At 59.1% G+C, this 23874-nt stretch carries 29 protein-coding genes; 14 read left to right on the forward strand and 15 right to left on the reverse strand.

What is annotated here, in order from left to right; all coding sequences use genetic code 11:
* Positions 1-36: 36 nt before the first annotated feature.
* The 4 genes from ACR3EG_RS15215 to ACR3EG_RS15230 all read right to left on the reverse strand — a co-directional run bounded on the left by ACR3EG_RS15215 (position 37) and on the right by ACR3EG_RS15230 (position 2505).
* On the reverse strand, positions 37-897 hold the full coding sequence (locus ACR3EG_RS15215) for a hypothetical protein (RefSeq protein WP_480496772.1): 861 nt from the start codon (positions 895-897) through the stop codon (positions 37-39).
* Positions 897-1781: a PhzF family phenazine biosynthesis protein gene (locus ACR3EG_RS15220; RefSeq protein ID WP_480496771.1), complete on the reverse strand. Its 885-nt coding sequence runs from the start codon at positions 1779-1781 to the stop codon at positions 897-899. The genes ACR3EG_RS15215 and ACR3EG_RS15220 overlap by 1 nt, the downstream gene beginning before the upstream one ends.
* 80 nt (positions 1782-1861) lie before the next feature.
* The gene (locus ACR3EG_RS15225) at positions 1862-2086 is read right to left on the reverse strand and encodes a DUF1150 family protein (protein WP_170352348.1); all 225 of its coding nucleotides are present in this window, start codon (positions 2084-2086) and stop codon (positions 1862-1864) included.
* Between the two features lie 5 nt (positions 2087-2091).
* Positions 2092-2505: an Hsp20 family protein gene (locus ACR3EG_RS15230; RefSeq protein ID WP_058280036.1), complete on the reverse strand. Its 414-nt coding sequence runs from the start codon at positions 2503-2505 to the stop codon at positions 2092-2094.
* A 163-nt stretch (positions 2506-2668) separates the two neighbouring features.
* Here ACR3EG_RS15230 and ACR3EG_RS15235 point away from each other — a divergent pair, with 163 nt between their 5' ends.
* The 4 genes from ACR3EG_RS15235 (at position 2669) to ACR3EG_RS15250 (ending at position 5267) form a co-directional block, all read left to right on the forward strand.
* Positions 2669-2893: a YdcH family protein gene (locus ACR3EG_RS15235; RefSeq protein ID WP_170352346.1), complete on the forward strand. Its 225-nt coding sequence runs from the start codon at positions 2669-2671 to the stop codon at positions 2891-2893.
* A gap of 65 nt (positions 2894-2958) precedes the next feature.
* Positions 2959-3444 carry a 5-(carboxyamino)imidazole ribonucleotide mutase gene (gene purE / locus ACR3EG_RS15240; protein WP_480496770.1) on the forward strand — a complete coding sequence of 162 codons (486 nt, stop codon included), beginning with the start codon at positions 2959-2961 and terminating at the stop codon, positions 3442-3444.
* Positions 3441-4196 carry an NAD(P)-binding domain-containing protein gene (locus ACR3EG_RS15245; protein ID WP_480496769.1) on the forward strand — a complete coding sequence of 252 codons (756 nt, stop codon included), beginning with the start codon at positions 3441-3443 and terminating at the stop codon, positions 4194-4196. Before purE ends, ACR3EG_RS15245 begins: the two co-directional genes overlap by 4 nt.
* A 3-nt stretch (positions 4197-4199) precedes the next feature.
* Positions 4200-5267, forward strand: coding sequence for a 5-(carboxyamino)imidazole ribonucleotide synthase (locus ACR3EG_RS15250; protein WP_480496768.1), 1068 nt, complete (start codon positions 4200-4202; stop codon positions 5265-5267).
* A 60-nt stretch (positions 5268-5327) separates the two neighbouring features.
* Here ACR3EG_RS15250 and ACR3EG_RS15255 read toward each other — a convergent pair whose 3' ends face one another.
* The 6 genes from ACR3EG_RS15255 to ACR3EG_RS15280 all read right to left on the reverse strand — a co-directional run bounded on the left by ACR3EG_RS15255 (position 5328) and on the right by ACR3EG_RS15280 (position 11126).
* A complete protein-coding gene (locus tag ACR3EG_RS15255) occupies positions 5328-6479 on the reverse strand; it encodes an alpha-D-ribose 1-methylphosphonate 5-triphosphate diphosphatase (protein ID WP_480496767.1) in 1152 nt (383 codons plus the stop codon).
* The gene (locus ACR3EG_RS15260; protein ID WP_480496766.1) at positions 6476-7249 is read right to left on the reverse strand and encodes an alpha/beta fold hydrolase; all 774 of its coding nucleotides are present in this window, start codon (positions 7247-7249) and stop codon (positions 6476-6478) included. Before ACR3EG_RS15260 ends, ACR3EG_RS15255 begins: the two co-directional genes overlap by 4 nt.
* A 38-nt stretch (positions 7250-7287) precedes the next feature.
* Positions 7288-8130, reverse strand: a complete 843-nt coding sequence (locus ACR3EG_RS15265; RefSeq protein WP_480496765.1) for a DMT family transporter — start codon at positions 8128-8130, stop codon at positions 7288-7290.
* Positions 8131-8314: 184 nt separating this feature from the next.
* The gene (gene groL / locus ACR3EG_RS15270; protein ID WP_480496764.1) at positions 8315-9955 is read right to left on the reverse strand and encodes a chaperonin GroEL; all 1641 of its coding nucleotides are present in this window, start codon (positions 9953-9955) and stop codon (positions 8315-8317) included.
* Between the two features lie 56 nt (positions 9956-10011).
* Positions 10012-10299 (reverse strand): co-chaperone GroES, encoded by a 288-nt coding sequence (gene groES / locus ACR3EG_RS15275; RefSeq protein ID WP_480496763.1) that lies wholly within the window; start codon positions 10297-10299, stop codon positions 10012-10014.
* A 152-nt stretch (positions 10300-10451) separates the two neighbouring features.
* The gene (locus ACR3EG_RS15280) at positions 10452-11126 is read right to left on the reverse strand and encodes a DUF2161 domain-containing phosphodiesterase (RefSeq protein WP_480496762.1); all 675 of its coding nucleotides are present in this window, start codon (positions 11124-11126) and stop codon (positions 10452-10454) included.
* A gap of 137 nt (positions 11127-11263) precedes the next feature.
* On the opposite strand from ACR3EG_RS15280, the gene ACR3EG_RS15285 reads away from it, so the two are divergent.
* The 8 genes from ACR3EG_RS15285 (at position 11264) to ACR3EG_RS15320 (ending at position 18482) form a co-directional block, all read left to right on the forward strand.
* Positions 11264-12244: a TraB/GumN family protein gene (locus ACR3EG_RS15285; RefSeq protein ID WP_480496761.1), complete on the forward strand. Its 981-nt coding sequence runs from the start codon at positions 11264-11266 to the stop codon at positions 12242-12244.
* 100 nt (positions 12245-12344) lie between these two features.
* Positions 12345-13265: a manganese-dependent inorganic pyrophosphatase gene (locus ACR3EG_RS15290; RefSeq protein WP_480496760.1), complete on the forward strand. Its 921-nt coding sequence runs from the start codon at positions 12345-12347 to the stop codon at positions 13263-13265.
* Between the two features lie 130 nt (positions 13266-13395).
* A complete protein-coding gene (locus tag ACR3EG_RS15295; protein ID WP_480496759.1) occupies positions 13396-14472 on the forward strand; it encodes a DUF389 domain-containing protein in 1077 nt (358 codons plus the stop codon).
* Positions 14473-14578: 106 nt separating this feature from the next.
* Complete coding sequence (locus ACR3EG_RS15300) at positions 14579-15454, forward strand: TIGR01459 family HAD-type hydrolase (protein WP_170783796.1); 876 nt, start codon at positions 14579-14581, stop codon at positions 15452-15454.
* 100 nt (positions 15455-15554) lie between these two features.
* Positions 15555-15998, forward strand: coding sequence for a MaoC family dehydratase (locus tag ACR3EG_RS15305; protein ID WP_170769006.1), 444 nt, complete (start codon positions 15555-15557; stop codon positions 15996-15998).
* A gap of 47 nt (positions 15999-16045) precedes the next feature.
* On the forward strand, positions 16046-16978 hold the full coding sequence (locus ACR3EG_RS15310) for a bifunctional riboflavin kinase/FAD synthetase (RefSeq protein ID WP_480496758.1): 933 nt from the start codon (positions 16046-16048) through the stop codon (positions 16976-16978).
* On the forward strand, positions 16975-17448 hold the full coding sequence (locus ACR3EG_RS15315; RefSeq protein ID WP_480496757.1) for a YcgN family cysteine cluster protein: 474 nt from the start codon (positions 16975-16977) through the stop codon (positions 17446-17448). Before ACR3EG_RS15310 ends, ACR3EG_RS15315 begins: the two co-directional genes overlap by 4 nt.
* On the forward strand, positions 17448-18482 hold the full coding sequence (locus tag ACR3EG_RS15320) for a threonine aldolase family protein (protein ID WP_480496756.1): 1035 nt from the start codon (positions 17448-17450) through the stop codon (positions 18480-18482). The genes ACR3EG_RS15315 and ACR3EG_RS15320 overlap by 1 nt, the downstream gene beginning before the upstream one ends.
* Before the next feature lie 12 nt (positions 18483-18494).
* Here ACR3EG_RS15320 and ACR3EG_RS15325 read toward each other — a convergent pair whose 3' ends face one another.
* Both ACR3EG_RS15325 and ACR3EG_RS15330 read right to left on the reverse strand, forming a co-directional pair.
* The gene (locus ACR3EG_RS15325) at positions 18495-19301 is read right to left on the reverse strand and encodes an alpha/beta fold hydrolase (RefSeq protein WP_480496755.1); all 807 of its coding nucleotides are present in this window, start codon (positions 19299-19301) and stop codon (positions 18495-18497) included.
* Positions 19298-19900: a DsbA family protein gene (locus tag ACR3EG_RS15330; RefSeq protein WP_480496956.1), complete on the reverse strand. Its 603-nt coding sequence runs from the start codon at positions 19898-19900 to the stop codon at positions 19298-19300. Before ACR3EG_RS15330 ends, ACR3EG_RS15325 begins: the two co-directional genes overlap by 4 nt.
* A 108-nt stretch (positions 19901-20008) precedes the next feature.
* On the opposite strand from ACR3EG_RS15330, the gene ACR3EG_RS15335 reads away from it, so the two are divergent.
* Together ACR3EG_RS15335 and rpiB are read left to right on the forward strand one after the other, a co-directional pair.
* Positions 20009-21028 carry a ribose-phosphate pyrophosphokinase gene (locus tag ACR3EG_RS15335; RefSeq protein ID WP_480496754.1) on the forward strand — a complete coding sequence of 340 codons (1020 nt, stop codon included), beginning with the start codon at positions 20009-20011 and terminating at the stop codon, positions 21026-21028.
* A 60-nt stretch (positions 21029-21088) separates the two neighbouring features.
* Complete coding sequence (gene rpiB / locus ACR3EG_RS15340; protein WP_480496753.1) at positions 21089-21538, forward strand: ribose 5-phosphate isomerase B; 450 nt, start codon at positions 21089-21091, stop codon at positions 21536-21538.
* 16 nt (positions 21539-21554) lie between these two features.
* On the opposite strand, the gene ACR3EG_RS15345 is transcribed toward rpiB, so the two are convergent.
* From ACR3EG_RS15345 to atpD, 3 genes are all read right to left on the reverse strand, one after another.
* Positions 21555-21905 carry an H-type lectin domain-containing protein gene (locus ACR3EG_RS15345; protein WP_480496752.1) on the reverse strand — a complete coding sequence of 117 codons (351 nt, stop codon included), beginning with the start codon at positions 21903-21905 and terminating at the stop codon, positions 21555-21557.
* 119 nt (positions 21906-22024) lie between these two features.
* Entirely contained in the window at positions 22025-22435 is a 411-nt protein-coding gene (locus tag ACR3EG_RS15350; RefSeq protein WP_170753407.1) for a F0F1 ATP synthase subunit epsilon, read from the reverse strand.
* A 12-nt stretch (positions 22436-22447) separates the two neighbouring features.
* Positions 22448-23872 (reverse strand): F0F1 ATP synthase subunit beta, encoded by a 1425-nt coding sequence (atpD, locus tag ACR3EG_RS15355; RefSeq protein WP_480496751.1) that lies wholly within the window; start codon positions 23870-23872, stop codon positions 22448-22450.
* Positions 23873-23874 lie beyond the last annotated feature (2 nt).

Raw genomic sequence — 23874 nt, forward strand, 5'->3', positions numbered from 1 at the left:
AAACAGGCCCTCGCGCTGCGGGGGCCTTTTTTGTGATCAGAGCTCGGCGCGAATGGCCGCAACGGCGCGGGCTTCGAAATCACCGTATTCAGCCGCCTTGGGCTGGATCGCCTGTAGATGCGACAGGCGCGCAGCGTAGTCCTCGGGTGAGACCGTTTGAATGGCGCGGTGAATATCGGCCTCGGATTCGCACAGGATCATGCCGGATGTGTCGAAGAAATCCCCGATATTCGGGCAGCCCCAATAGATCGGAACAGTGGCGCACAGGATCGCATCCGTCAGTTTTTCCGAGAAATAATTCCGTTCCCGCACATTCTCGATCACAACAGAATAGCGATACGGCGCCAACCCGTCGGATTTTTGGTCAAACGGCATATACCCACGACCCATGATATCGACATCTGCGCCGGTCTCGCGCACCCAGTCGATGACCGCATGACGCAATTGGTGACCTTCCAGATCGCGCTTGGCCGAGGCGATCAACGAACAGGACTTGGTCTTTTCGACGGACAACTCCTGCCAGTCCGGCACCATGGTGACGCCATAGGGCAGAAAGACCGCATTCGGGATGCCTTGCAGCAGGACGTCATGGAAGGTCAGCACACGAAAGAACCGACGCCATGTCCAGCGCAGCATCCGGTCGTGTTTTGCGTGGATGGCCGAGGGTTCCCCCATCATCAGCGAAATCTGCGCGCGGGTACCCCGACGCAACCGCAGATGCACGGTGGAATTGGGATACATGATCAGGTGATCGGTTGGTTCAAGATCCCCGACAGTTTTGCCAGTCAGACGATCCGGGCAACCCTCGGGCCAGATCAGATCGCTGAGGAGAACCGAGCTCAATTTCGGCCCCAACCGGTGCCCATAGGGCAGAATCGCAATAGCGGGCTCAGACATCAATTTCCCTCCGGCAGATTGACCTGCCCACGCATCAGCACGTGGCCGCGCCCGGCCACCTTGATACCGGTCATTGCCTCCGGCGGGCCAACACGCGTAACGGTGGCCTGACCCGGACGGCCCATGTCATGGCCTTGTTCGGCAACAAAGCTGTTTTTCGCCATCAGACCGTGCTTCCACAGATAGGCCGCCATTGCACCGGTGGCGGACCCGGTAAACGGGTCCTCGGGCGGGCTGGGCGGCGCCAGCAACAAGCGCGAAAACGTGTCCCCGCCTTCGGTCGCGCCTTGCAGCGTAACCAGAAATGGCTCGGCCATATCCGAACCCGAGAACCCAGCCATAGCCGCGACCTCACGCAGCGGTCCCTCGGCCAGTTTCGCGGCCCGCAGCGCCGCGTGATCACGCAGGACGGTGATGCAGAACGGCAAGCCGGTAGACACGAATTGCGGCGGTGAAGTGATGGCATCTGCGGACAGGCCGATCGCGGAGGCCACCAAATCAGCCGGAACCTCGGCACCAAATTGCGGTGCGACCTGAGTCATCTCAATCTCGTCACCGTTCAGGCGGATATCGACGAGGCCCGCGCCCGTCTCAAGCGTCAGGCTGTCGCCGTCAATCATCCCGCGCGACCGCATAGCGGCCACGGTCGCAATGGTTGGGTGCCCGGCAAAGGGGATCTCGCGGCTGGCCAGAAAGTAGCGAACCCGGATATCAGCGATGTCAGAAGGCCCGGTAAAGGTGCATTCGACCAAAGACGTCTCTTGCACATAGGCCATGCAGGTTGCATTCGACAAATAAGCGCCGCCATGCACCACTGCGCACCCATTGCCCCCAAAAGCGCGATCGGTAAAGGCATCTACCCAGTCAAAATCAAACCAGCTCATTCCTCGGACCCTTTGCTTTACAGGGCATATTTCGCCCGGTCAGCGTCGGATGTCACGAGGAAAACGCCTAAAGGGCCGTGTCAGTGCACGGCCACCGGCGAGAAGTCATGCTCGCGCGCGAGGTTGAAGGCCAGCTTACGGTCGGCGACCAAAGCCAGCCGTTGCCCATCCGAATCATGGACGGCATATATCTGATCCAGATCGCCTGCCTGCTCGCGCATTTCTTCTGGCAAATCGGCGACTTCGACCGTTTTGACATAGACGATCCGGTCGCCCTCGGCGTTCAGTTCAATCGGTGTATTCATTGCTCTTACCCCTTTCTTATGTTGATCGTTTGCACCACGGTTTCGGGCACGGCGCGGGTCAGATCCACATGCAGCAGACCATTTTCCATGATCGCCTCGCCCACCTCGACTCCGTCGGCCAGCACGAACATACGCTGGAATTGACGCGCCGCGATGCCGCGATGCAGGAATATGCGCCCCTCGCTGTCGTCGCGTTGACGGCCCCGGATCACCAGTTGGCGATCCTCGATGGTGATCGACAGATCCTGCTCGGCAAACCCGGCCACGGCCAGCGTGATCCGATACGAAAAGTCCGAGGTCTGTTCGATATTGTAGGGCGGATATCCTTCATTTCCGGCCTTTGCAGACCGTTCCAGAAGGCGTTCCAGTTGCTCGAACCCCAAAAGATGCGGGTATGAGCCCAAGGTAAGTTTAGACACGTATTTCGTCCTTTATTGTCAAAGCGACGTGTGGTTCGGCCCCGTTCTGGCAACCGCGTAGAATAGAATATGGGAATGTAGCCAGATGTCCACAAGGTCTGGCAGGATAAACCCTGACACACTATCTTGTGTGACAAGCACCACAATAACCACTGAGTCGACCATGAACGCCCCCACCGATCTTTCGATGAAAACTGATGACGTTCTGCGGGTCGAGTTGGAGGTTTTTCGCCGCCAGCACCGTGATCTGGACGAAGCGATTGAGGCACTTCAAGGCACCGGTACGGCCGACCAACTGACCATCAAGCGCTTGAAAAAGCAGAAATTGCGGCTGAAAGACATCATCCGCCTGATCGAAGACCGCCTGACCCCCGATATCATCGCCTGACACATTGCCACGAATGCGGATTTGGCTATAGTGCGCGCTCTCTCAGAAGGCAGGGACATAAGCGGATGAGCGACGTGAAAGTGGGGATCATCATGGGCAGCCAGTCGGACTGGCCCACTATGAAAGAAGCCGCAATTATTCTGGACGAATTGGGCATAGCCTATGAAAAGCGTATCGTGTCCGCCCACCGCACCCCGGACCGGTTGTGGGACTATGGCAAGACCGCCGTATCGCGTGGTCTGCTTGTGATCATCGCCGGTGCCGGAGGGGCAGCACATCTGCCCGGTATGATGGCGTCGAAAACCCGCGTGCCCGTGATCGGTGTTCCGGTGCAGACGCGGGCGCTGTCCGGGGTCGATTCGCTTTATTCCATCGTCCAGATGCCCAAAGGGTTTCCGGTGGCAACCATGGCGATTGGCGCCGCCGGCGGGGCCAATGCGGGCCTGATGGCAGCCGGTATTCTGGCACTGCAGGACGACGCTTTGGCGGGCCGTCTGGACGCGTGGCGCGATGCCCTGTCAGCCTCGATCCCGGAAGAACCGCAAGGATGAGCCGGGTCGGGTTCATTGGGACTGGCCATATAGCAGCGCCGATTGCACGGCTGCTGGCACGCAAGGGGCATGAGATTTATGTCACCGAGCGTAACGCCACCGTGTCGGCAGCGCTGAAGGCCGACATCAACGCAACCGTCGGCGACCCGCAATCAGTGATCGACCAATCCGACGTCGTGTTTCTGTGCCTTCGGCCTCAAGCCGCGCTTGATGTGCTCGAACCTCTGAGCTTTCGCCCCGATCATCGGATCGTATCGGTTATGGCGGCGGTGTCCGAAGCGGACCTCAGATCACTTTGCACTCCGGCGGAGGATTTCGTGCAAACAATCCCTCTGGGCTTCTTGGAAAAAGGCGGCTGCCCCATGGCAGCTTTTGGAAACGATCAGTTGTTGGCCAATCTGGTCTCACCCGAGAACCCGGTTGTTAAAGTGGCAAATGAAGCCTCGCTAAATGCCCATTTTGCGATCTGCGCGATGGTTCCCGGTGTTCTGGACTTGTTGGCAACCGGCTCGAAATGGCTAGCCGAACAGACTGGTGACGCTGACGGAGCCGAGTTCTATACGACCCAGTTGATAGCAGGATTTCTTGCGTCCACGGAAAAGGATCGGGCGGGTCGGCTTGCTGCAGAACGCGATGCGCTGGCAACAGAGGGAACTCTGAGCTTGCAGATGACGCAGGCATTGCAAACGGACAAGGCCCACAAGGCGCTGCGCGACGCCCTGACGGCAATCGGCAAACGGTTGGAGACCTGAACAATGACCGACATGCTTGCACCCGGAGCCACGATTGGCGTCCTCGGTGGTGGACAGCTGGGGCGGATGCTGTCCGTCGCGGCAGCTCGACTGGGGTTTGTGACCCATATCTATGAACCCGGTGCCAACCCGCCCGCCGGTCAGGTGGCCAACCGGGTGACCACAGCAGCCTATGACGATGCCGACGCCCTGCGCGCTTTTGCCGAATCCGTCGATGTCATCACTTATGAATTCGAAAACATCCCCACCGAAGCGCTGGACCTGTTGGAATCCTATCGCCCTATCCATCCGGGCCGCGAGGCGCTGCGGGTCAGTCAGGACCGCCTGACCGAGAAGAATTTTCTGCAAGGGCTGGGCCTGCAAACCGCGCCTTTCGCAGATATCACCGATCTCGACAGCCTGAAGGCCGCGATTGATCAGATCGGCACGCCTGCAATCCTGAAAACCCGCCGCTTTGGGTATGATGGCAAAGGGCAGGCCCGGCTGCGCACCCCTGAGGATGCCGAGGCTGCATTGGCCGATATGGCGGGTGCACCGGCAATCCTTGAGGGGTTTGTGGAGTTCAGCCACGAGGTCTCGATCATCGCCGCGCGCGGGCCGGATGGGCAGGTCGCCTGTTTTGACCCCGGCGAAAACGTGCACCGCGATGGCATCCTGCACACGACGACGGTGCCCGCTCGTCTGCGTCCGGCGCAACGCACGGATGCGGTGCTGTTGGCGGCCAATATCCTGAACGCACTGGACTATGTGGGCGTGATGGGGGTTGAGCTGTTCGTGACGCCGCAGAGTCTGATCGTGAACGAGATCGCGCCACGGGTGCATAATTCGGGCCACTGGACGCAGAATGGCTGCGCGGTGGATCAATTCGAGCAGCATATCCGCGCGGTGGCCGGGTGGCCTTTGGGTGACGGTCAGCGGCATTCGGATGTGGTGATGGAGAACCTGATCGGCGACGACATGAACCGTGTGCCTAAACTGGCGCAGGAACGGGACGTGGCGCTACATCTTTATGGCAAGGCCGAGGTCAAGGCAGGCCGGAAGATGGGGCATTTCAACCGTATCGTCCGCTGAGAAATCGCGCTGGCGCGCGATGCCTCCGGCGGAGGTATTTTTAGCCAGATGAAGCGAGGATCAGTTGAGGAACCGGGTCGCGATATCCCCGGCCATATAGCTGATCCGGCCTCCGGCCATTGTGGCGGCGACCCGGTGGGTGGATTTGTCCAGAATGGTCAGGTCGGCGCGTTTTCCGGGGGCCAGCGTGCCACGGTCGGTCAGGCCCAACACCTTCGCGGGCCCCGAAGAAACCAGCGCCCAGGACCCGGCCATATCCAACAGGCCGGATTTGGCCAGCATCAGCGCGGCGCGGCGCGGGCTTGGGTAGTGATAGTCCGAGGCCAGCGCATCGCACAGCCCCATCGTGATCAGGTCCAGCGCGCTGACATTGCCCTTATGCGATCCGCCGCGCACCACGTTGGGTGAACCCAGAATGATATGGTCGCCTGTGGAGCGTGCGGCCTCGGCGGCCTCGAGCGTTTCGGGGAATTCCGAGATGTGTGCCCCCCGCACACGCCAATCAGCGCGGGTTTGGACTGTGGCGTCATCATGGCTGCCCATGCGTACGCCCTGCCCCGTCAGCACCGCGCACAGGTCGTCCAGCGCTGGGGGCACCTCGGCGCCACGGGCATGCATGGACAGCAGCATCTCAAAATGTTTGTCCGGGTTGCGCCCGGCTTTCAGCGCCTGTCCGGTCAAGCGCGGTGGCTTGCGCCCCTTGGCCAGACGGTCATGCGGCAGGTGATCATTGAACACCACATAGGGCACCTGCCACGCAGCGATCTTATCTGGCAGACCGGCGTAGTCGTCCAGCATATGCGTCTCGAACCGCAATTGCGGCAACAGGTCGGTCACGACGCGGCCTTTGACCGCAGCAATTGCATCAAACACCTGCCCCGCGAATGCTGGGCCGCGCACGCCGCCCTCCCAACTGTAGAACTGCGCCAGAACGGCGGTGGTGATGCCGTTGGCGGCGAGTTCAGACTCGACCGAGAGGATGCCTTCGTCCATCTGTTTCATCGCACCCCGGCGCGGGGCGATGTGGCGTTCGAACCCGTCGCCGTGCAGGTCAATGATACCCGGCAGCACGAGGTATCCGGACAGGTCAATGGCGCGCCCGGTGGCGTCGGCCTGAATGATACCGTCGGCCAAAGACAGGTCGGTCGGGATCAGGCCATCCTCCGGAAGCAGAACCTCTGCGCCGGTCAAGGTCAGGTTCAATGTGCTCATTCGGAACGCTCCGACTCGGGTTCGGAGCAATCCTGCCCGATGCAGATCTCGTCGATGATATCCTGCACCCCGTCCAGCCACGTGATCTGAGGATCAAACTGACCGAATTCGATGAAGTGCAGCGCCTGTGCCATGACGCGCGGGTTGTTCATCATAAAAGTATGGGTCACCGGCAGGACGATATGGTCCTTCATGCCCGCGACCTTGGTGCTTTCGACCGAAACCTTGCCGTCATCCGGCCCATCAATCATCGAGGAAAATAGTGGGTTCAGTGTGTCTTTGCCCGCAATCACGCCAAGTTCAAAATCCACCGGCGGCAACATGCGCGGAAGGCCCTCGGGGCCGGTACCCAGCGCAAGGCCGGCGGGGCCGTTCAACATGCCGAACACCTCATAGGCGCTAAGTTCGTCCACCAATTGGCTGCCCTGGTTGGGCGGGCCCAGCATGACCACGCGGCCCAGATTTTCGGGCATGTTGTCCTGCAGCCAATAGCGCAGCAGGATGCCGCCCATCGAATGGGCCACCACGTTGACCGTATCCCCGCCACAAGCCGCGAACGCATCCGGCAGGGTCTGATTCGCAAGGTCCGGGATTGGCAAATCGGTCGAGGGGTAGCCCGGTCGCACAACCGTATAACCATGCGCCTTGAACAGCTGATCCATTACGGTAAAAGACGCCTCGGTCCGCGCAAGCCCGTGCAAAAGCACCACGCATTTCGCTTGGGCCGCAACCGGCAGAAGGAACAGAATTAAGGTCAGCAGAACTCTCATAGCGGCCAGATAAGCCCTAAGCGCGAGTGATGAAACCCCTAGCGCGGTTTCAGGCGCAGAACAGCCAGCGCGATACCGCCAAGCACAAGTGCCGCACCAAAGATCAGGCGCAAGCTGGCGACCTCACCCAACAGAACCGCACCGCCCAGAATGGCAATGATTGGCACGCTCAACTGCACCACCGCCGCCGTGGTCGGAGCCAGTTGCGGCAGCACGCGGTACCACAGCGCATAGCCCATCCCCGAGGTGACACCGCCCGACACAGCCGCCAGCACATATCCCGTGCCAGTCATCTGCCAATCGCCCCCGACGGTCAGCAAGGCCAACGCCGTCACCGGCAGGGCGACCACGAAATTCGCCGCAGTCCCGGCCAGAGCATCCGGCTCGGACCGGCCGACCAGCGAATAGATCGCCCACCCAATCCCGGCGGCTGTCATCAGCGTCGCACCAACCGGACTGACCTGCACCTGATCTGTGGGCCAAAGCACCCAGGCCAATCCTGCCAGCGCGATCACCGCGCCAGCGATCTGGCGCACGGTAGGCAAGGCCCCGGTAACAGAGGTCACGGCAAACATCGTGATCTGCACGACGCCAAACAGGATCAACGCGCCCAATCCCGCATCCAGCGTCAGATAGGCAATCGAAAACCCGATCATGTATAATGACAATGACCCTGCCCCTGCGATCCGCCGCATATTCCGAAGTGGCAGATGGCCCCCTTTGAGGAAAACAAGCGCGGCCAGAACCAACGCCCCGGCCAGTACGCGCACAGTGGCAAATCCGGCTGGATCGCTTGCCCCGCTGTCGATGGCAAGCCGGTTGAGGATCGAGTTGGCCGCAAAGGCAACCATGGTTAGGGCCGTCAACAGGAACAGTTTCATAACAACCGCATAATGGGTTTAGGGCCGTTTGCACATTCACAATCTGGCGCGAGGATTGAAACGAAACGGGGCCGCCCAAAGGCGACCCCGTTCGTAAGCTCTGCGGCTTCCCTTCCGGCAGCTTGGCCTATTAGCCAAGCGCCTGTCGGGCTCGTCAAAATTCGCCGGGGCGAATTCGACGTGCTTACATCATGCCGCCCATGCCGCCCATGTCGGGCATGCCGCCTGCAGCAGGTGCGTCTTTCTGCGGCTTGTCGGCAACCATCGCTTCGGTGGTGACCAGCAGGCCAGCAACCGATGCTGCATCTTCCAGAGCGGTCCGGACAACTTTGGCCGGGTCGATCACGCCGAACGAGAACATGTCGCCATATTCTTCGGTCTGTGCGTTAAAGCCGAAGGTCACGTCGCCCGATTCACGGACTTTGCCCGCAACAACCGCGCCGTCAACGCCTGCGTTTTCAGCGATCTGGCGCAGCGGCGCTTCGATTGCCTTACGAACGATGTTGATGCCCGCGCTCTGGTCAGCGTTTGCACCTTCCAGAGTTTCCAGCGCTTTACCGGCCTGAACCAGAGCAACACCACCGCCAACGACAACGCCTTCCTGCACAGCAGCACGGGTCGCGTTCAGAGCATCGTCCACACGGTCCTTACGCTCTTTCACTTCCACTTCGGTCATGCCGCCGACACGGATAACAGCAACACCGCCTGCCAGTTTGGCAACGCGCTCTTGCAGCTTCTCACGGTCGTAGTCCGACGAAGTTTCTTCGATCTGAGTGCGGATCTGAGCAACACGTGCTTCGATCTCGGCTTTCTCGCCAGCACCGTCGACGATGGTGGTTTCGTCTTTGGTGATTTCGATCTTCTTGGCGGTGCCCAGCATGTCCATGGTGACGGACTCGAGCTTCATGCCCAGATCTTCGCTGATGACCTGACCGCCGGTCAGGATCGCGATGTCCTGCAGCATGGCTTTGCGGCGATCGCCGAAGCCCGGTGCTTTGACAGCAGCGATTTTCAGGCCGCCGCGCAGTTTGTTGACAACCAGAGTCGCCAGCGCTTCGCCTTCAACGTCTTCCGCGATGATCAGCAGCGGCTTTTGCGACTGGATCACCTGCTCGAGCAGCGGAACCATCGGCTGCAGCGAGGACAGTTTCTTTTCGTGCAGCAGGATCATGCAGTCGTCGAGCTCTGCGATCATCTTGTCTGCGTTGGTCACGAAGTAAGGCGACAGGTAGCCACGGTCGAACTGCATACCTTCGACAACATCGGTCTCGGTTTCCAGACCTTTGTTTTCTTCAACGGTGATAACGCCTTCGTTGCCAACCTTCTGCATCGCGTCTGCAATCTGCTGGCCGATTTCGGCTTCGCCGTTGGCCGAGATGGTGCCAACCTGAGCAACTTCTGCCGAATCTTTGACTTCGCGCGACGCGTCTTTGATGCCTTCAACAACCTTTGCAGTTGCCAGGTCGATGCCGCGCTTCAGGTCCATCGGGTTCAGGCCAGCTGCAACCTGCTTCAGACCTTCGCGCACGATGGCTTGGGCCAGAACGGTCGCGGTGGTGGTGCCGTCGCCGGCTTCGTCATTGGTGCGGCTGGCGACTTCTTTCACCATCTGCGCGCCCATGTTTTCGAACTTGTCTTCCAGTTCGATTTCCTTGGCAACCGAAACACCGTCTTTGGTGATGCGCGGTGCGCCGAAGGATTTGTCCAGAACCACGTTGCGGCCTTTGGGGCCCAGGGTCACTTTAACAGCATCGGCCAGGATGTTTACGCCTGCCAGCATACGGTTACGGGCATCGGTGTCGAACTTGACGTCCTTTGCAGCCATGTCGTTTCTCCTTGAGGAATTAGTTGTAAATGAAGATCAGAGTGAAGCGCAGCGGCTTACTCGATGATCCCCATGATGTCGCTTTCTTTCATCATCAGCAGCTCTTCGCCGTCGACGGTGACCTCGGTGCCCGACCATTTGCCGAACAGGATCTTGTCGCCAGCTTTTACAGCCATTGCGATCAGCTCGCCGCTGTCCTTGCGTGCGCCTTCGCCTGTTGCGACCACTTGGCCTTCGCTGGGCTTTTCTTTTGCGCTGTCAGGAATGATCAGGCCGCCTGAGGTTTTTTCTTCGCTTTCGGTACGGCGAACCAGCACGCGGTCATGAAGCGGTTTCAATGCCATCTTTGCAGCTCCTTGGGCTCAAAGTTGTTAATCCTCCCCTCGCCGATTGGCGGGGCGTTAGCACTCATGCTTGCCGAGTGATAACGACGCATAGCTAGGGGGTGCAATTCCCCGAGTCAACAAGCCGTGAAGGATTTTTTGAACAGTAGTCGCTATTCGGGGTGATCCCAACTGTAGGCCCAGTGTTTCAGACCCTCTTGTCCGGCATCGGTCAGGGCGTAAACACCCTTGTCGACCTTTTCAAACCAGCCGTAATGGTTCTCTCGCATCAGGCGGGTGGCGGTGGTCACACCCGTCGCCTTGGCAACCTCGGCTCCTTTGGTCGCTCCGCATTCCACCAGATGAGCCGCACATTTCAGCGCATCCTGACGATAGGCAGTGACAATCCCATGCCGCGTAGCCCCGCCCGCATTTGGGTCACCCTCCAACCGATCAAACTCGCGCAGCAGTCGCGCCGCTTTGGCTTTGTTCCTGCGCGGGGCATAAGGACCCGGATCACACTGCACCTCGACTGCCCCATCCGCGCGAACGGTGATCAAGCCCAGCCCCAAACGTCGACACATAGCCAGATTATCCTTCAGTGCCCGACGCGCACTGCGCCCGGTTGGCTTGCACACGCCCAGATAGACCTGATCTGTAACCCTTAACCGCGCCACCGCCTGATGAAACAAGGCCAGAGTAAATCGCAGTTTCAGCTCGACAATAACAGGCTCATCACCTGCGCGCACAGCCACGATATCGGCCGCGCCCACTTCACCCTTGACGGTATAACCCTGACGCTCCAACAGCGCTTTTATGGGGGGATAGAGATCCTGCTCACGGTCCATGGCGCCATGCTAAGTGATTTATTGTGGAATGCCAGACACAGAAAACGCCGACAATTGTTCAACTTGCTTGAACCCAACACTTGGCCAAGGCAAGGTCGCTTCACATATACGTACCGAGTTAATACGGGATGATCCTGATGCGTTTCTTGTTCTTTGTTGCTTTTTTGTTTTTTCCTTTCGCAGCCCATGCGGCCTGCGAAGGGCGAGACCTTCGGCCAGATCTTTCTGTGGACATGCGGGCGCAGCTTGATCAGGCGGTAAGCGGCACCCCGTTTTCTGAGGGCAACCACTGGATCGCGACCAAAGGCGACACAGTACTGCACCTGATCGGAACACTGCACACGAATGATCCACGCATGGACGCCGTTATGGAGCGTCTGGCCCCTGCCCTTTCAGACGCGGACGCGTTCTATTTCGAAGTTACCAAGGACAAGATGGACGGATTCGAACAACAGCTTGCCCAAGACCTCAGCCCTGTTCTGATAACTTCGGGCCCAACTCTGATTGACCTGATGTCTGAAGAAGACTGGGCCGCCCTGTCCACCGGATTGGCCGATCGAGGCATCCCCGGTTGGATGGCCGCCAAAATGCGCCCATGGTTCCTGAGCATGATGTTGGGTGTTCCGCCATGTATGACCCAGGACGAAGATGCCAGCTACGGCATGGATGCACGCCTGACTGATCTGGCTGTCGAACTCGGAAAACCTCAGTACTCACTGGAAGAAATCGAAGACCTGATGGCGATGTTCAATGAACATCCGCTGGAAAAACAGGTTCAGTCCCTGGTGCGAATGGCCAGCGCTTTTGAAAGCAGCGAAGATCAGCTTGCCACGATGGTCAACGCGTATATCGAGGAAAAACACGGCGAGATTCTTCACTTTGCTCGCCTACAGGGGCTCGAGACTTCGGGCCTGTCACAGGATGTCTTTGACGAGGAATGGGGCAGCTTCGAAGATCAGCTGCTCGTCGGGCGCAACAACAACTGGATGAAGCATATTCTGAGTATTCAGGACCAAACAGCAGTCATCGCCGTTGGCGCGGGGCATCTTGCCGACGAATTCGGCCTTCTGAACCAATTGCAACAAGCTGGCTACACCTTGGAACGCGCGCCGTTCTAAGGCAAAATTTACCCTTCGTCGCAGTTTACGCAGGGGCGGGTGACAAGCGCGTCGGACCACCCTATAAGGCGCGCAAATTTACCTTCCTCAGGACGCAGACATGACAACCCTCGTATTTGGACACAAATCCCCCGACACCGATTCCACCGGCTCTCCGATCCTGTGGTCTTGGTACCTGAACGAAGTCAAAGGCGAACAGGCCGAACCCGTGCTGCTAGGTGAACCCAACACCGAGGCCGCCTTTATGCTGCAGCGCTGGGACCTGCCCAAGCCGCGCATCATCGCAGACGTGGACGCGGACGCGCCGGTTGTCATCGTTGACACCAACAACCCCGCCGAACTGCCCGCCAGCGTAAACAGCGCCGACATCCGCGCCATCATCGACCACCACAAACTGGTCGGCGGTCTGGAAACCAAAGGGCCGATCGACATCACCGTGCGCCCGCTGGCCTGCACCGCGACCATTATGGTTGACCTGATGGGCGACGACGCCGCCAAGATGCCCGACGCCGTCAAAGGCGCAGCTCTGACCTGCATCCTGTCTGACACGCTGGAATTCCGCTCGCCCACCACCACCGCGCATGACCGCGCAGTGGCCGAGAAACTGGCGGCTGAGCTGGGTCTGGACGTCTCGGCCTATGCCGCTGACATGTTCGCGGCAAAATCGGACGTATCCTCGTTCTCGGACGCCGAACTAATCCGCATGGACAGCAAGGAATACGAAGTCGACGGCATCAAATTCCGCGTCTCGGTCCTAGAAACCACCGCTCCGGGCGTCGTTCTGGACCGCAAAGACAGCCTGGCCGCGTCAATGGTGGATGTTGCCAAGGAAGACGGCGTAGATCAGGTATTGCTGTTTGTCGTCGACATCCTCAACGAAGAAGCCACCCTGCTTGTGCCCAATGACCTTGTGAAAGGCGTGGCCGAGAAGAGCTTTGGTGCGTCAGTAGATGGTGACGCCGTGGTTCTGCCCGGAATCATGAGCCGGAAAAAGCAGATCATCCCCAACCTCAAAGTGTGATCTTCCTAACACCACAAACAAAAGGCGTCCGTATCGGGGCGCCTTTTTTCGTTAAGACACAAGAATTTGCATAGAGCGTATCCGTTGATAATCTGGTGCGGATAGTCTTGCTTGGGTCTTGGTCGCAGAAATGAGTAAACGAAAATTCAGCACCACCAGGGATATCCTTCGGTTCGAAGGGCATGACCGAGCGGCCTACTGGCGCAGATTTGCGATGCTTTTGACATTGTCGGTGGTGATCGCGACCATGGGGATGCTTCGCGACTCAGGCGCCGTGGTGATTGCCGCCATGTTGGTCGCACCGTTGATGACACCGATACTGGGCATAGCTGCCTCGATGGTCATGGGGTGGCTGGGACGTGCGTTCAAGCTTGCCCTGATTGTAAGCGGGGCGGCAGTTATCTGCGTCTTTCTGGCCTGGTTTCTTGTCTATATCGCCGATGTTCCCCGCGGAATTCTGATCCCTGATCAGGTTCTGGCGCGCACCGATCCCGGGACTGAAGATCTGATCGTTGCCTTGGCAGCCGGCGTCGCCGGGGCGTATGTGCAGATAAATCGATCAGAAGTTAGCCTGCTGCCAGGTGCTGCGATCGGCGTGTCTTTGGTGCCCCCGTTATCCGCCTCGGGGGTATTGATGTATTTTGAAGAAGCGGCTGAAGCTTATGAGGCCGGCTTGCTGTTCGCAACAAACCTTGGGGCGATCATCCTATCGGCTTGCGCGGTTTACATCGTGTACGCTGCTCGTTCGGTGGTTTTCAGCAAGGGGCGTCGCAAGCTGAATTTTACTGCCAGCGTCGTTGTGACCTTGGCGTTCTTGACCTTCGTTGTCATTCAATTGGGCAAGTCGACATATAACCGCTATCTGGAAACCCGGACCGAAGCGCAATTGGCGCAGACAATTCGCGATTGGGCTGACCCAGTCTCGGTCGAGATTGTTCGCGTCGACGTCAACGCTCAACGCAAGCAAGCCGATATCTGGCTGATCGTTGACCTGCCAATTGAAGCCGCGTTCAAGGTGTCTTCAATCGCAGGCCTCCTGCCGGAAAGTCTGCGCGAGACCCCCCTAGTCGACGTACTGCGCAACGAGTTGGGGCCGGGTTATCTGGTTGTCGTTCGCTTTCAGAACAGGATCGGCGCCCAGGTCATTCTAGGCACTGAAAACGTTCAACAGGCACCAGACGTCGAGGAAATCAGTGAAGACAACTGAACGCATACGGCTATTCATTCAGAAAAGTTGCAGCTGGGATGGTCAAAAGACCGAAGCTTTGACATAGCTGGCACAACTTCGACTCCAGACCCTCGGGGGCAGCTCAATGACTCAGATTATTCACAAACTTGATGAAATCTCCGATCGCTACAAAGCGCTGTTTGTCGATCTCTGGGGCTGTGTACACAACGGCATAACCGCCTATCCCGAAGCCGTGGCAGCGCTTCAAGGTTATCGCGCCAAAGGGGGCATTGTTGTTCTGGTCACCAACTCGCCCAAGCCCCGCGCAGGGGTGGCCGAGCAACTGGAACAATTCAACGTTCCCAACGACGCCTATGATACGATCGCCACAAGCGGAGACTCGGCGCGCTCAGCTATGTTTCGAGGCGCTGTAGGCGAAAAAGTTTACTTCATGGGAGAATGGGCGCGCGATGCCGGCTTTTTCGAGCCGCTGAAGATTTTGCACCACCCAATTCAGATCGAGCGTGTGCCACTGGATCAGGCCGAAGGGATTGTCTGCTGTGGACCATTCGATCCGATGGCCGACCCTGACGTCAACCGCGCTGATTTCCTTTATGCCAAGCAGAAGGGCATGAAACTTCTCTGCGCCAACCCTGATATCGTGGTCGACCGGGGCGAGGTCCGGGAATGGTGTGCGGGCGCTTTGGCCAAGCTCTATACCGAGATGGGGGGCGAGAGCCTTTACTTCGGCAAGCCGCATCCGCCGATCTATGATCTGGCGCGTCGGCGGCTGCAGGAGCTGGGTCACGATATCCCAGATGGGGACATTCTGGTCATCGGCGACGGCCCACATACCGACATTCTGGGGGGCATGGGTGAGGGGATTGATTCTCTGTTCATCTCGGGCGGACTGGCAGCGGCGGAAACCAAAACGTCGCACCACCCGCACCCCGAGTCCTTAACCGATTATATCGCAAGGGAAAACATCAACCCCACCTATACGATCGGACGGCTGCGTTAGTCAGAAAAGGCTTGATTTTCTGCAGTTGCGAAGTAATAAAGTTACCCAACTTGGGTGACTTTGGTTTTTTTGTTGCCCACTGAAATCGAGTGAGGGTGACATGTTGGACAATCTTCCGCGCGGCACGATCTGTATTGAAGACATCGAAATGGGCATGACCCGCCACCTGCGCAAAGTGGTGACGAACGAGGATATCGAAATGTTCGCGCAGGTCTCGACCGACCGTAATCCGGTGCATCTTGATGATGATTATGCTCGCGACACGATCTTTGAGGGGCGCATTGCCCACGGGATGTTGACGGCCGGCCTGATCTCGGCCGTGATCGGGGAACAACTGCCGGGCCACGGCACAGTTTATATGGGGCAGTCGCTGAAATTCCTGGCCCCCGTTCGCCCCGGAGACATGGTCTACGCCGAGGTCAAGGTGATCGACATCGACTTTGCCAAGCGACGGGTCAAGCTGGATTGCCACTGTGCGGTGGACGGCAAAAAGGTGTTGATGGGCGAGGCTATGGTGCTGGCACCATCGCGCAAGTTCGACTGACGTCTCAGACCCTTGAACCTGCCTCGCAGTCCCGCTAGGCAGGCGCTATGCGCATTATCCGGGATTTCCAGTTTGTCGAGCCTCAGGACCGTGGTGCCAGTGTGGCCATCGGCAACTTTGATGGCGTTCATATCGGCCACCGTTCAGTGATCGAGCTGGCACGTAACGCCGCGCCCGACGCGCCGCTGGGTGTGATGACGTTCGAGCCGCACCCGCGCGAATATTTTGCGCCCGACAGCCCGCCCTTTCGCCTGATGCGCGGCAATGCCCGCGCGCATCGGTTGCAGAAACTAGGAGTGCAGAAGCTTTATGAATTGCCCTTCAACGCGGCGCTGGCCGGGCTGACGCCCGAAGAATTCGCACGCAATGTGATCTGTGACGGGCTGGGGCTGTCGCATGTGGTGGTCGGGGCCGATTTCTGTTTCGGCAAAGGCCGCAGCGGCACCGCCGACGATCTGGTGCGGTTCGGGGCCCAGATGGGCTTTGGCGTCACCATCGCCCCCTTGATGGAGCGGTCGGAAAACGTCGTGTCTTCGACCGCGATCCGTACTGCGCTGTTGGAAGGTCGCCCGCGGGATGCCGCCGCGATGTTGGGCCACTGGCACCGGATCGAGGGCGAGGTGATTGGCGGCGAACAGCGCGGACGCGAGCTGGGTTATCCCACCGCCAACATGTCGATCGAGGGGCTACACCCTCCGAAGTTCGGCGTCTATGCGGTGCTGGTTGATGTGCTGGATGGCCCGCATCAGGGCAGCTATCACGGTGCGGCCTCGGTGGGCACGCGCCCCATGTTTAACGGCGAAGTCCCCAATATCGAGACGTTCCTGTTCGATTTCTCGGGTGATCTTTATGGCGCGACGCTCTCGGTTGGTCTGGTTGATTACCTGCGCCCCGAGATGACCTTTGACGGGTTGGACGGGCTGATCGCCCAGATGGATGCCGATTGCGACAAGGCCCGTGCGCTACTGGCGGCGCTATGACCACCGACCCGATTGACCGCAACGGCCTGTCCGCCCGGTTTTGGGAGCGCAAACCGCTGACCAAGATGAACCAGCGCGAATGGGAGGCGCTGTGTGACGGCTGCGGCAAGTGCTGTCTGAACAAGCTGGAAGACGAAGACACGGGTGAAGTCGCCCTGACCTGCGTTGCCTGCCGCCTGCTGGATGATGAGACCTGCCGTTGCACCCAATACGACATCCGCCACCAATTCGTGCCGGAATGCATCGTGATGACGCCCGGCAATATCAACGAGCACGCCTATTGGCTGCCCCAGACCTGCGCCTATCGGTTGTTGTGGGAGGGCAAGCCCCTTTACGACTGGCATCCTTTGATATCTGGTACGCCCGACAGCGTACACGCCGCCGGGGTCTCGGTTCAGGGGCGCACGGTGTCCGAGTTCGAAACCCCCATCGAAGAGTGGGAAGACTATATCATCGAGGAGCCCAACTGATGTTTTTCGCCTCTGACAATTCCGGGCCGGTTCACCCGCAAGTGATGGCCGCGTTGAGCGCCGCGAATGAGGGCTATCAGATGGCCTACGGGGCCGACACGCTTATGAACGAGGTGCGCGACCGTATCCGTGGTATCTTTGAAGCGCCGGGGGCAGCTGTCTATCTGGTGGCGACAGGGACGGCGGCGAATTCTTTGGCTCTGTCGACGCTGGCGAACCCGTGGGACACCGTGTTTTGTTCCCCCGTTGCGCATATTCACGAGGACGAGTGCAACGCGCCGGAATTCTACAGCGGCGCCAAGCTGACGCTGGTGCCCGGCGGTGACAAGATGACGGCAGACGCATTGCGCAGCACCATTCTGGCCGAAGAAACTCGCGGCGTGCATGGACCGCAACGCGGACCGGTCTCGATCACGCAGGTGACCGAGCGAGGGTCGGTTTATTCGCTGGAAGAGTTGCAGGCGCTGTGCGGTGTTGCCAAGGAATACGGCCTGCCAGTGCATCTGGACGGTGCGCGGTTCACCAATGCGCTGGTCGCGCTGAACTGTTCTCCGGCCGAGATGACATGGAAATCGGGTGTTGATGCGGTCAGCTTTGGCGGCACAAAGAACGGACTGATGGGGGTCGAGGCGGTCGTCTTTTTCGACGAGACCAAAGCCTGGGAGTTCGAGCTGCGCCGGAAACGTGGCGCGCATCTGTTTTCGAAACACCGGTACTTGTCGGCTCAGATGGCCGCCTATCTGCAGGATGAACTGTGGTTGCAGATGGCGCGTCAGGCCAATGACAATTGCGCACGTCTGGCTGACGGGCTGCGGGCCAAGGGGGCCTCTTTCCTGCATCAACCGCAGGCAAACATGATCTTCGCCGAATTCTCGCGCGCGCGGCACAAGCAATTGCACGACGCGGGTGCAGTCTATCATCTGTGGGGCGGAGAGCTGGACGGGGCCGATGACGCAGAGCCGCTTGCTTGTCGTCTGGTCTGCGACTGGTCGATCAGCCCTGAACAGATCGACCAGTTCATCGCACTACTGTAAGGTCAGCACTTCCTAAGGCTGCCCATCCCAGAAATCCCGTATCACGCGCGCCATGTCCCGAGGATGCGTGATCGGGGCCATGTGCCCTGCCCCTTCTATGACACAGCCCGAGGCATTGGGCAGGCGTTGTTGCAGCCCTTCACAGATCGCGGGCATCGCGGGATGTGTACGTGACCCGTTGACCAACAGAAGGGGCATATTTGCGCGGCTCATCATATCGGGGGCCAGCAAGCCCTTTTTATCCTCGAACAAATCATCCTCGACCGCAGGCACAAGATGCACTCCACGAGTCATCGCGGCGCGGGTTCGTTCGGGTATGTCCGGCCATCGGGGACTGTCATCAGTGCTCCACATCCTGTTGAATAGGCGTGCGGCCAGTTTCATATCACCGTCAGCTAAAGCCTTTGCATAAGGTTGCGCCTCATGGTCATGCTGCGCCAGCAAATCAGGCACGTCCTGCTTGGCAACGGCAAAGAATACCGGCTCGATCAGAACCGCACTGCGGACCAGATCAGGGTGTTCCATCGCCAGGCGCAGCGCGATCATCGCACCAAAGGAATGACCGATGACATCCATCGGCTCTGTTAATTGCCCAACAGTCAGTTCGGTCAACAAATCGAACAGATCGCCCTGTTCGTTCCAATCGGGGCTCTTACCGTGTGAGGGCATATCGGGTGCGATAAATGTCGCGTCATCCCCCAACACGCTCGCCAACCCTGCCCACGCCCCAGAGTGAGCAATCGTGCAATGCAGGGCCAGCACTTTGCGCTCGCCCTGCCCCAAGGTTCTGACGTGAACCGACGGCATCAGATCCTTCACCCTTTCATCTCGCTCAGGTGACGGTCCAGGTTCTCCAACCGGTCCTGTCCCCAGAACCGTTGACCATCTTCGGTGATATAGAACGGCGCGCCAAACGCGCCTTTGTCCACCGCCTCCTCAAGGTTGGCGGCATAGGTATCGGCCCCGACCAGCAAGCCGCTATCGGCCAGAGAGGGATCGAACCCCGCGGAAGACAGGCATTCACGGATCACTTCGTCCTGCGCGACGTCTTTTTCTTCGGCCCAGCAGGCGCGAAGAATGGAATGGACCAGCTGTCCGACATCACCCGAGCCGTCCTTGGCCGCTGCGATCACAGCGTAAGAGGACGGTGCCATATTCGTGGGCCAATGAGCAGGTTTCAGATTGAACTCCATCCCAAGGTTTTTGGATTGCCGCTGCAGTTCCTGCGCCCGGTATTCGATGCGCGAAATGTGCCGGTCCTTCGGTGGAGTTCCCCCGGTGCGCCCGAACAGCGCCATGATATCCAGCGGTTTGTAGTTGATCGTCGCGCCGTGCTTTGCCGCGACCTCCTCAAGCCGGGTTCCGGCCAAGTAGGTGAAGGGCGAAATTGTCGCAAAATAGTAGTCAATGGTGGCCATGTTCACTTTCTCCGCTGCGTTGTCTTTGCTGGACGGTAAGGCCGTGGTAAGCGGTGTCAACATCACGAATCTGTCACATTTGCCATTGCTGCCCGGGGACTTCAGCCGATGCCGACACTCCACGAACCCAAGCTGATCGCTGGGAACGCCAATCTTCCGCTTGCCGAATCCATTGCCCGCCGCATGAGCCTGTATCGCGGCGTCGATCAGGGCCTCGTCGATGCGCGCGTCGAACGCTTTAACGACGGTGAGATTTTCGTCGAAGTGTTCGAGAACGTGCGCGGCGAGGATATGTTCATCGTCCAGCCGACCTCGAACCCCGCCAATGACAACCTGATGGAGCTTCTGATCATCGCCGACGCACTGCGCCGTTCGTCCGCGCAGCGGATCACCGCCGTGATCCCCTATTTCGGCTATGCCCGTCAGGACCGTCGCACCAAGGCGCGCACGCCGATTTCCGCCAAGCTGGTTGCCAACATGCTGACCGGCGCCGGGATCGAGCGGGTTCTGACCATGGACCTGCACGCCGCGCAGATTCAGGGGTTCTTTGATATCCCGGTGGACAACCTTTATGCCTCGCCGATCTTTGCGCTGGATGTGAAAAACCAGTTTAAGGACCAGATGGATGAGATCATGGTGGTCTCACCCGATGTGGGCGGCGTAGCCCGCGCGCGCGAATTGGCCAAACGGATCGAAGCGCCGCTGTCGATCGTCGACAAACGCCGCGAAAAGGCCGGCGAAGTGGCCGAAATGACTGTCATCGGCGACGTCAAAGACAAGATCTGCCTGATCGTGGACGACATGTGCGATACCGCCGGAACACTGTGTAAGGCAGCTCAAGTGCTGCTGGATAACGGCGCGAAAGAGGTGCATTCCTATATCACCCACGGCGTCATGAGCGGACCTGCGGTCGAGCGTGTCACTAACTCAGTCATGAAGTCTCTGGTTCTGACCGACACAATCCAGCCCACGTCCGAGGTCGCCAAAGCCAAGAATATCCGGATCGTTCCGACCGCGCCCATCTTTACGCAGGCCATTCTGAACATTTGGAACGGCACCTCGGTATCGTCGCTGTTCGAGGACAAGACCCTGACCCCGATCTACGAATCCATGTACCACATGGACTGATCTGAACGGGCGGCCTTGTAGTCGCCCTTTTTCGTGACCCCTCTAAGGCAGGAGCTTTCCGTGACCACCCCCAAACGCATCGTTCTTTCCAGCGACCACGCCGCCATCGAGCTGCGCCACGCGGTTGCCAAACATATCGCGGACCAAGGATGGGAGGTCGTGGATATCGGACCTCAAACGCCCGAAAGCACGCATTATCCGATCCACGGCAAAGCCGCCGCTGACGCCGTTGCCTCGGGTGATTGCGCACTGGGTATCATCCTTTGCGGCACCGGACAGGGCATCATGATGGCGGCGAATAAAGTGCCAGGCATTCGCTGCGGCGTGTGTTCCGACGCGTTCTCGGCCCGGATGATCCGTCAGCACAATGACGCCAACATGCTGTCCATCGGCGCGCGTGTCGTCGGTGAGGGTCAGGCCCTCGACATTGTCGACGCGTTCCTTGGTGCCGAGTTCGAAGGTGGCCGTCACGCGACCCGCGTCGGGATGATCGAAGCATCAACTGACTGACCCTTGAACACGGGCATCAGGAGATGTCCCAATCATCCTCATGCGCAACCTCGCCGATCGCTGTCCACGTCACCCTAATTCGTGCGATTCGCGTGTCTGACCAAGTGCGGAACACTGCGTCGAATCCTTCGTTCGTAGTGTTTTCGGCCTTCACTTCGGCCCGCAACGCCGAGGTTGTGTCCACATCCCATAGGGATATACCGATCTGAACAACCGGTGCAGACCGGAATGGTTGGTGAAACCTAACAGCCGAGCGTCTCTCGCGCGTACCGTTGCCGGTCCACATGTCACCGCCATTGGAGAAATCGGAAAACACCACGGTCTCGCCTTGGTCGATGCCAATAGGATGGGTTCGAAACGTCTTCATTTTTGTTGTCTTTTATTTATCAATCCTCAAAACCTAATTCGGTCTCATGTTGAAATCACGACAAAAAAACGGCCCTACTGTCGCAGGGCCGTTTCTAATGATCCATTTGCAACAAGCCGTTACAGGCTCATATGCGTCCCAAGCGCTTCCATGTCGGCCAGCAGCTTGGCTGCATCGTCTACGATCGACTGATCGTCACCAGACTTTGCGGCCTCGTGCGAGGCGCGGGCTTCGGCGATCAGGTCGTCCAGATGCGACCGGGTCACTTCGGCAACCGGAATGGCCTTTTCGGCCAGAACCGACAGGCCGTCGCCGTTGATCTGGGCAAACCCGCCGGTGACCAGGTATTCGCTGGCCCCTGCAGGTGCCTCAACCTTCAGCAGACCGGGACGCAGCGTGGTGATCGTGGGGGCATGATCAGGCATTGCCGTCATGTCCCCGTCCGCGCCGGGTAGCTGGACCGCAGTGGCCTCAAGCGAAGCAAGGCTCCGCTCGGGGCTGACGAGGTCGAATTGCATTGTGTTTGCCATCAGGGATACTCCTTAGGCGGCTTCTGCGGCCATCTTTTCCGCTTTGGCGATCACGTCGTCGATGCCGCCAACCATCAGGAAGGCCGCTTCGGGCAGGTGATCGTATTCGCCAGCCACAACGGCCTTGAACGAAGCGATGGTCACGTCCAGAGGGACCTGAACGCCCGGCGAGCCGGTGAAGACCTGTGCAACGTCGAACGGCTGCGACATGAAGCGTTCGATCTTACGGGCACGGGCCACGGTCAGTTTGTCTTCTTCCGACAGTTCGTCCATGCCGAGGATGGCGATGATGTCCTGAAGAGACTTGTAGCGCTGGAGGATCTGCTGAACGTCGGTCGCAACCGTGTAGTGTTCTTCACCCACAATCGCGGGGTCCAGCAGACGCGAGGACGAGTCGAGCGGGTCAACAGCCGGGTAAATACCCTTTTCCGAGATCGCACGGTTAAGAACGGTGGTTGCGTCCAAGTGAGCAAACGATGTTGCCGGCGCGGGGTCGGTCAAGTCGTCCGCGGGAACGTAGATGGCCTGCACCGAGGTGATCGAGCCCGACTTGGTCGAGGTGATGCGTTCTTGCAGGGCGCCCATGTCGGTGGCCAACGTCGGCTGGTAGCCCACCGCCGAAGGAATACGACCCAGCAGAGCCGAAACCTCGGAACCCGCCTGCGTAAAGCGGAAGATGTTGTCGACGAAGAACAGAACGTCGGTACCGGACTGGTCGCGGAACTGCTCGGCCAGGGTCAGACCGGTCAGAGCAACACGCGCACGCGCTCCGGGAGGTTCGTTCATCTGACCGTAAACCAGAGCAACCTGCGATTCCGACAGGTTGTCGGGCTTGATGACGTTCGATTCGATCATCTCGTGATACAGGTCGTTGCCTTCACGGGTCCGTTCACCAACACCCGCAAACACCGAGAAGCCCGAGTGCACTTTTGCGATGTTGTTGATAAGTTCCATGATCAGAACGGTTTTACCAACGCCGGCACCGCCGAACAGGCCGATCTTACCGCCTTTGGCGTAGGGGGCCAGCAGGTCAACAACCTTGATGCCGGTCACAAGGATCTCCGACTCGGTCGACTGTTCCGCGAACTCGGGCGCGGGCTGGTGGATCGCGCGAGCTTCAGTTGCTTCAACCGGGCCTTTTTCGTCGATCGGCTCGCCGACCACGTTCAGGATGCGGCCCAGGGTGGCATTGCCAACCGGAACCGAGATCGGTGCGCCGCTGTCGGTCACAACTTCGCCACGGACCAGACCTTCGGTCGCGTCCATCGCGATGGTGCGGACGGTGTTTTCACCCAGGTGCTGAGCAACTTCCAACACCAGGCGCTTGCCGTTGTTGGTGGTTTCCAGCGCGTTCAGAATTTCAGGCAGCGCGTCATCAAACTGCACGTCGACGACGGCCCCGATGATCTGTGTGACTTTGCCTTTTGCATTCGCCATGT

The sequence above is a fragment of the Ruegeria sp. AM7 genome (assembly GCF_056535965.1).

Coding starts and splice junctions, on each gene's coding strand:
- ACR3EG_RS15225 (WP_170352348.1), bottom strand. CDS start 2,086: ATGAATACACCGATTGAACTGAACGCCGAGGGCGACCGGATCGTCTAT.
- purE (WP_480496770.1), top strand. CDS start 2,959: ATGAGCGACGTGAAAGTGGGGATCATCATGGGCAGCCAGTCGGACTGG.
- ACR3EG_RS15250 (WP_480496768.1), top strand. CDS start 4,200: ATGACCGACATGCTTGCACCCGGAGCCACGATTGGCGTCCTCGGTGGT.
- ACR3EG_RS15280 (WP_480496762.1), bottom strand. CDS start 11,126: ATGGACCGTGAGCAGGATCTCTATCCCCCCATAAAAGCGCTGTTGGAG.
- groL (WP_480496764.1), bottom strand. CDS start 9,955: ATGGCTGCAAAGGACGTCAAGTTCGACACCGATGCCCGTAACCGTATG.
- ACR3EG_RS15235 (WP_170352346.1), top strand. CDS start 2,669: ATGAACGCCCCCACCGATCTTTCGATGAAAACTGATGACGTTCTGCGG.
- ACR3EG_RS15290 (WP_480496760.1), top strand. CDS start 12,345: ATGACAACCCTCGTATTTGGACACAAATCCCCCGACACCGATTCCACC.
- ACR3EG_RS15345 (WP_480496752.1), bottom strand. CDS start 21,905: ATGAAGACGTTTCGAACCCATCCTATTGGCATCGACCAAGGCGAGACC.
- ACR3EG_RS15215 (WP_480496772.1), bottom strand. CDS start 897: ATGTCTGAGCCCGCTATTGCGATTCTGCCCTATGGGCACCGGTTGGGG.
- ACR3EG_RS15305 (WP_170769006.1), top strand. CDS start 15,555: ATGTTGGACAATCTTCCGCGCGGCACGATCTGTATTGAAGACATCGAA.
- ACR3EG_RS15320 (WP_480496756.1), top strand. CDS start 17,448: ATGTTTTTCGCCTCTGACAATTCCGGGCCGGTTCACCCGCAAGTGATG.
- ACR3EG_RS15350 (WP_170753407.1), bottom strand. CDS start 22,435: ATGGCAAACACAATGCAATTCGACCTCGTCAGCCCCGAGCGGAGCCTT.
- ACR3EG_RS15330 (WP_480496956.1), bottom strand. CDS start 19,900: ATGGCCACCATTGACTACTATTTTGCGACAATTTCGCCCTTCACCTAC.
- ACR3EG_RS15245 (WP_480496769.1), top strand. CDS start 3,441: ATGAGCCGGGTCGGGTTCATTGGGACTGGCCATATAGCAGCGCCGATT.
- ACR3EG_RS15255 (WP_480496767.1), bottom strand. CDS start 6,479: ATGAGCACATTGAACCTGACCTTGACCGGCGCAGAGGTTCTGCTTCCG.
- atpD (WP_480496751.1), bottom strand. CDS start 23,872: ATGGCGAATGCAAAAGGCAAAGTCACACAGATCATCGGGGCCGTCGTC.
- ACR3EG_RS15335 (WP_480496754.1), top strand. CDS start 20,009: ATGCCGACACTCCACGAACCCAAGCTGATCGCTGGGAACGCCAATCTT.
- ACR3EG_RS15310 (WP_480496758.1), top strand. CDS start 16,046: ATGCGCATTATCCGGGATTTCCAGTTTGTCGAGCCTCAGGACCGTGGT.
- ACR3EG_RS15295 (WP_480496759.1), top strand. CDS start 13,396: ATGAGTAAACGAAAATTCAGCACCACCAGGGATATCCTTCGGTTCGAA.
- ACR3EG_RS15315 (WP_480496757.1), top strand. CDS start 16,975: ATGACCACCGACCCGATTGACCGCAACGGCCTGTCCGCCCGGTTTTGG.
- ACR3EG_RS15300 (WP_170783796.1), top strand. CDS start 14,579: ATGACTCAGATTATTCACAAACTTGATGAAATCTCCGATCGCTACAAA.
- groES (WP_480496763.1), bottom strand. CDS start 10,299: ATGGCATTGAAACCGCTTCATGACCGCGTGCTGGTTCGCCGTACCGAA.
- ACR3EG_RS15265 (WP_480496765.1), bottom strand. CDS start 8,130: ATGAAACTGTTCCTGTTGACGGCCCTAACCATGGTTGCCTTTGCGGCC.
- ACR3EG_RS15220 (WP_480496771.1), bottom strand. CDS start 1,781: ATGAGCTGGTTTGATTTTGACTGGGTAGATGCCTTTACCGATCGCGCT.
- ACR3EG_RS15285 (WP_480496761.1), top strand. CDS start 11,264: ATGCGTTTCTTGTTCTTTGTTGCTTTTTTGTTTTTTCCTTTCGCAGCC.
- ACR3EG_RS15260 (WP_480496766.1), bottom strand. CDS start 7,249: ATGAGAGTTCTGCTGACCTTAATTCTGTTCCTTCTGCCGGTTGCGGCC.